The sequence below is a fragment of the Bacillus sp. P4_D3 genome, from assembly GCF_056401855.1.
Map to the genome: position 1 here is coordinate 1 of NZ_JBFUIN010000243.1, position 4770 is coordinate 4770.

Consider the following 4770-nt stretch of genomic DNA (forward strand, 5'->3'; position numbering starts at 1 on the left):
CATATGAAGAGATTGCAGAACGCATGAATGGATTTGAAATTGAATCCGATCAAATGGATGAATACTATGAATATTTAGGTGAACAAGGGATTGACTTAGTTGGTGACAATGACAACGACGAAGGTCCTAATAATCGCCAAATTACAAAAACGGAAGAAGAGTTTGACCTTAATGATTTAAGTGTGCCACCAGGTGTGAAAATCAATGACCCTGTTCGTATGTACTTAAAAGAAATTGGTCGAGTTGACTTACTATCCGCTGAAGAAGAAATTCGACTTGCAACGCGTATTGAAGAAGGCGATGAAGAAGCGAAACGCCGTCTTGCAGAAGCAAACTTACGTCTTGTAGTAAGTATTGCAAAGCGCTACGTGGGCCGCGGTATGCTTTTCTTAGACTTAATCCAAGAAGGAAATATGGGTCTAATTAAAGCGGTTGAAAAGTTCGACTATCGTAAAGGTTTTAAATTTAGTACGTATGCAACTTGGTGGATTCGCCAAGCTATTACACGTGCGATTGCAGACCAAGCGCGAACAATTCGTATTCCAGTTCATATGGTTGAAACCATTAATAAGTTAATTCGTGTACAACGTCAATTATTACAAGATTTAGGACGCGAACCATCTCCTGAAGAGATTGGTGAAGAAATGGATCTTGCTCCAGAAAAAGTACGCGAAATCTTAAAGATTGCACAGGAGCCAGTTTCTCTTGAAACACCAATTGGTGAAGAAGACGACTCCCATTTAGGTGACTTTATTGAAGACCAAGAAGCAACATCGCCTGCGGACCATGCAGCGTATGAATTGCTAAAAGAACAATTAGAAGATGTGTTAGATACACTAACAGATCGTGAAGAAAATGTTCTACGTCTTCGTTTTGGTTTAGATGATGGACGAACTCGTACGCTTGAAGAAGTTGGGAAAGTATTCGGCGTAACGAGAGAACGTATTCGTCAAATTGAAGCGAAAGCACTTCGCAAATTAAGACATCCGAGCCGTAGTAAACGTCTTAAGGATTTCTTAGAATAGGTTATTTTAAGTTTACTTCACGATTGTGAAGTAAACTTTTTTCTTTTGTTAATTTTTGTTAAACTTTATCTATCGGCAACGATTACAATTTCTTGTAATTTATTTTACAGAATTGTCTTTTGATTTGCAAATGCTCATTTTTCGATTTTTCGATTAATTTTGTTTATTCTTTACAAAATAATATGTAGAAAAGTAAAAAATATGATGAGAAACGTTAGTAATTATCGAAATAATATGCGATAAAATAGTGGAAATCAATAAAATGAATTTACGGAATATTTTTAATAAATGGTAGTTTACTCTTTTCTGCTAGAGTGTTTTCAAGTACAATTGAAATGACTGAATCATCTAACTATTTAGCGGTATAGAGGGGGGAGAAGAGATATGAAACGTAATCCGTTGATTCCGTTCGCTCTTATTGCAGCATTAGGTATTATCGTTATGTTTGTATTTTCATTTCAGGGGCTAAATAAATCTAAAGAGTTAGCTGATGCAAAAAATGGCGGGAAACCAGCACAAACAGCATCAAAGCCAGAGGATATTGTAAAGCAAAGCTGTACGAGCTGTCATGGTGATCAGTTACAAGGGGCGGTAGGACCTAATTTACAAAAAATTGGTGGGAAACTTTCGAAAGATGAAATTAAAGAAGTTATTTCAAAAGGAAAAGGAAATATGCCGCCAAATATAGTTCCAGCTGATCAAGCGGCAAAAGTAGCTGATTGGTTATCGAAGAAAAAATAAAGTGAAACTTTAATCAGTGGGGGGGTCATCCCCATTGATTATTAGCCTTCACCAATCGGGCGTTTACGGGCAGTTGRTCTCCCACCTAACTGCTTTGTTCTAGCCGAATTTTGAGGTGGGAGTCTTACTGCCCGTTAATGCGGGATAAAGTATAGAAAAACAAGCCTCTTGCTTTTTGCAAAAGGCTTGTTTTTCTATACTATCTAAAATACGATTAGTAATAGAGAATTGAAGTATTGTTATGGGCTTGCAACAACTACTATAAATTCATTATCATGGAGACAGACTGACAAGAGAAGGAGTAATGGAAATACATGAATGAAGTAAAGCTTTCGAAACGATTAGAAGAAGTTGTGAGGGAGATTCCGGTAGGCTCTACAGTAGCTGATATTGGATCGGATCATGCGTATTTACCGTGTTATACAATTATAAATAATATTGCTACAAAAGCAGTTGCAGGAGAGGTTGTAGATGGACCGTTTCGCTCTGCACAAGCAACTGTAGCTGAAAGTGGCTTACAAGATAAAGTAGACGTTCGTAAAGGGAATGGATTAGCTGTTATTACACCAGGAGAAGTAGATGTTATTACGATTGCTGGTATGGGTGGAGCGTTAATTCGTGACATTTTAGAAAGTGGTAAAGAAAAATTAGAAGGTGTAACACGTTTAATCTTACAGCCGAATATTGCAGCACACCATATTCGTGAATGGTTTATTGAAAATGGATGGGAGCTTATCCGTGAGAAAATTGTAATAGAAGACGGAAAGATTTACGAGATTTTAGTCGGAGAGCGAGGAGATACAGCGGTACCTTACTCTGAAAATAAACAAGCTGAATTGTTTATGGGTCCATTTCTAATAAAAGAAAAAAGTGAAGCTTTTGTTGAAAAGTGGGAAGGAGAATTGAAAAACTTCCAAAATATTTTAAAACAGTTAGAGCGTGCAGCAGAGTCTGAAGAGACAAAAGCGAAGCGTGCAGAAATAGATGCGAAAATGAAAATGATAGGAGAGGTTTTATCATGAGTAAAATTCCGAATGGCCATGAAATTATTTCTTTGTTTGAAGGTATGTATCCGAAGCATTTAGCGATGGAAGGGGATAAGGTTGGCTTACAGATTGGAGCGCTTAATAAACCTGCGCAGCACGTATTAATCGCGTTAGATGTAACTGAGGAAGTTGTGAACGAGGCGATCCAATTAGGAGCGAATATCATTATAGCGCACCACCCTTTAATCTTTAATCCATTAAAAGCGATTCATACGGATAAGGTGTACGGAAGAATTATTGAAACGTGTATTAAAAATGATATTGCGGTGTATGCAGCGCATACAAATGTAGATATTGCTAAGGGCGGGGTAAATGATTTACTTGCTGATGCGTTAGGGTTACAAAATACAGAAGTATTAGCTCCTACATATGCAGAAGAAATGAAAAAAATTGTTGTATTTGTTCCAGTAACCCATGCAGAAGAAGTGCGCAAAGCTCTTGGAGATGCGGATGCAGGTCATATCGGTAATTATAGCCACTGTACGTTCGGTAGCGAAGGGGTAGGTACGTTTATCCCTCGAGAAGGGACAAACCCTTATATCGGAGAAACTGGACAGTTAGAACGTGTGGAAGAGGTGCGTGTCGAAACGATTGTTCCAGCTTCATTACAAAGAAAAGTTATTAAAGCGATGTTGGCAGCCCACCCATATGAAGAAGTGGCATATGATGTATATCCGCTTGATAATAAAGGTGAAGCTTTAGGCCTTGGTAAAATAGGGTATTTACAAGAAGAAATGACACTTGGTCAGTTTGCTGAGCATGTGAAACAATCATTACATGTGAAGGGTGCAAGAGTTGTTGGAAAGTTAGATGATAAAGTGCGTAAAGTAGCTGTACTTGGTGGTGACGGTAATAAATATATAAACCAAGCGAAATTTAAAGGGGCAGATGTATATGTAACAGGTGATATGTATTATCATGTTGCTCATGATGCGATGATGCTTGGTTTAAATATAGTCGATCCAGGGCATAACGTTGAAAAAGTAATGAAGCAAGGTGTACAAAAACAATTGCAAGAAAAAGTAGATGCAAAGAAATTCAATGTACAAATTCATGCTTCGCAGTTACATACAGATCCATTCACGTTTGTATAAGAAAAATAAAAACCGTTGCTCATGTAGGCAACGGTTTTTTGTTATTGTTGTTTTTTTACTTTTACACGTGGCAATATCTTTTGAAGTGGTACATTTCGAGTTCTATCCCATGTAGCTGGATTCATCGGGTCATATTGGTCTAAGAAAGCAATAACTTCTTTTGTGATTGGCGTTGGAGTAGAAGCACCCGCTGTAACTGCAACGTTTTCGATACCTTGTAGCCACTCTAATTGGATTTCACTTACGTCTGCAACGCGGTATGCTTTCGTACCAGCGATTTCTTGTGATACTTGTGCTAAACGGTTTGAGTTGTTACTTTTCGGATCGCCGACAACAATTGTTAAATCTGCAACATCAGCTTGTTTAGCGACAGCTTCTTGGCGAACTTGAGTTGCTAAACAAATTTCCTTGTGGAATTCTGCTGTTGGGAATTTTTTCTGAATGTCCTCCATTAAATGTTGAACATCCCATTGACTCATTGTCGTTTGATTCGTAACTAAAATTTTATCCGTTGGGATTTCTAATGTTTTTAAATCGTCAGCTCTTTCGATAAGATGAACGATATCAGGTGCAATACCAACTGCGCCTTCTGGTTCTGGATGATTTTTTTTGCCGATATAAATGACATGGTATCCTTCAGCTTTCTTTGCTTCAATAAGGTCATGTGTTTTTGTAACATCTGGGCAAGTTGCATCAATTGTCGTTAAACCTTTTGCTTTTGCACGTTGTTTAACTTCTGGAGAAACACCGTGTGCAGTGAAAATAACAGTACCAGAATCGATTTTATCTAAAATTTCTAATCGACTTGGACCGTCTAATGTAATGATGCCATCCTCTTCGAAAGCATCTGTTACATGCTTATTG

The 4770-nt window shown here is 37.8% G+C and carries 5 protein-coding genes; 4 read left to right on the forward strand and 1 reads right to left on the reverse strand.

Translation table 11 applies throughout. The features are described from left to right. The 4 genes from rpoD to AC1DTM_RS18335 all read left to right on the forward strand — a co-directional run. On the forward strand, positions 1–1025 hold a 1025-nt coding region (gene rpoD, locus AC1DTM_RS18320), incomplete at its 5' end, for an RNA polymerase sigma factor RpoD (protein ID WP_477000613.1). A 384-nt stretch (positions 1026–1409) separates the two neighbouring features. After that, positions 1410–1766, forward strand: a complete 357-nt coding sequence (gene cccA / locus AC1DTM_RS18325) for a cytochrome c550 (RefSeq protein WP_002129130.1) — start codon at positions 1410–1412, stop codon at positions 1764–1766. A gap of 314 nt (positions 1767–2080) precedes the next feature. Further along, positions 2081–2788, forward strand: a complete 708-nt coding sequence (locus tag AC1DTM_RS18330; protein ID WP_016106174.1) for a tRNA (adenine(22)-N(1))-methyltransferase — start codon at positions 2081–2083, stop codon at positions 2786–2788. Then, positions 2785–3906: a Nif3-like dinuclear metal center hexameric protein gene (locus tag AC1DTM_RS18335; RefSeq protein WP_002160456.1), complete on the forward strand. Its 1122-nt coding sequence runs from the start codon at positions 2785–2787 to the stop codon at positions 3904–3906. The genes AC1DTM_RS18330 and AC1DTM_RS18335 overlap by 4 nt, the downstream gene beginning before the upstream one ends. Positions 3907–3947: 41 nt before the next feature. Here AC1DTM_RS18335 and AC1DTM_RS18340 read toward each other — a convergent pair. Beyond that, positions 3948–4770 (reverse strand): 4-hydroxy-3-methylbut-2-enyl diphosphate reductase (locus tag AC1DTM_RS18340; protein WP_477000614.1); only part of this gene is annotated, 823 nt, incomplete at its 5' end.